This window comes from Streptosporangium nanhuense (assembly GCF_059358815.1).
The window spans coordinates 1-1,329 of the sequence record NZ_JCADBG010000097.1 but is presented as its reverse complement, the minus strand read 5'-3'; the positions used below and the strand labels follow the sequence as shown (position 1 = coordinate 1,329).

At 70.1% G+C, this 1,329-nt stretch carries 1 protein-coding gene; it reads left to right on the top strand.

The features are described 5' to 3' along the window. The coding region (locus AC5L38_RS44130; protein WP_495248807.1) for a beta-ketoacyl synthase N-terminal-like domain-containing protein at positions 1-1,329 on the top strand (1,329 nt) is incomplete at both ends.

Sequence of the window (1,329 nt, the reverse complement as noted above, 5' to 3'; positions counted from 1 at the left end):
CGGGGGTGTTCACCGGTCTGATGTACAACGATTACGGTCTGGCGCTGGGCAACGCGGCCGGCCGGGTGCACCAGGCCATGACCGATGGGGGAATCGCTCAACGCGACGCCGTCGAAGGTTACGAAAGCACCGGAACCGCGCCGAGTGTTGCTTCGGGGCGGGTGTCGTACACGTTGGGCCTGGAGGGTCCGGCGGTGACGGTGGACACGGCGTGTTCGTCGTCGTTGGTGGCGGTGCATCTGGCGGCGCAGGCGTTGCGGTCGGGGGATTGTTCGCTGGCGTTGGCCGGTGGGGCGACGGTGATGTCGACGCCGAACACCTTCATCGGGTTCGCTCGTCAGCGTGGTCTGTCGGTGGATGGCCGGTGTCGTTCGTTCTCCGAGGCCGCTGACGGGGTTGGTTGGTCGGAGGGTGTGGGTGTGCTGGTGTTGGAGCGGTTGTCGGACGCGCGTCGCAACGGTCATCAGGTGTTGGCGGTGGTGCGTGGGTCGGCGGTGAATCAGGACGGTGCGTCCAACGGGTTGACGGCGCCGAACGGTCCGTCGCAGCAGCGGGTGATCCGTCAGGCGCTGGCGAGCGCTGGGTTGTCACCGGCTGAGGTGGACGCGGTGGAGGCGCACGGTACGGGGACGACGCTGGGTGATCCGATCGAGGCCCAAGCCCTGCTGGCGACGTATGGCCAGGATCGGGATGGGGACCGTCCGCTGCTGCTGGGTTCGATCAAGTCGAACCTCGGTCACACCCAGGCGGCGGCCGGTGTGGCGGGCGTGATCAAGATGGTCATGGCGATGCGCGAGGGTGTGGTGCCGCGCACGTTGCACGTGGACGCGCCGTCCTCGCACGTTGACTGGAGCGAGGGCGCGGTCGAGCTGGTGACCGAGGCGCGATCGTGGCCGCGCGCCGGGCGTCCGCGCCGGGCGGGGGTGTCGTCGTTCGGGATCAGCGGTACCAACGCCCACGTGCTGCTCGAACAGGGGCCGGAGGACGAGGCCACGGCCGGAGTACCGGGACAGGACCGGACACCGGGTGCCGAGATGGTGCCGGTGGCGGGTGTCGCGGTGGGGTCGCCGGTGGTTCCGGTGGTGGTGTCGGGGCGTACGGCGGAGGCGTTGCGGGCGCAGGCCGGGCGGTTGGTGTCGTTCCTGGACGGTGAGTCTGAGCCGGGTCTGATTGATGCCGCGTTCTCGCTGGTTGCGACGCGGTCGGTGTTCGAGCATCGGGCGGTGGTGCTGGCCGGTGATCGTGAGGGCGCGCTGGCCGGGCTGCGAGCCGTCGCCGAGGAGCTGCCGGGTGCGGGTGTGGTGCGCGGGGTGGCCGGGGACGAGCCCA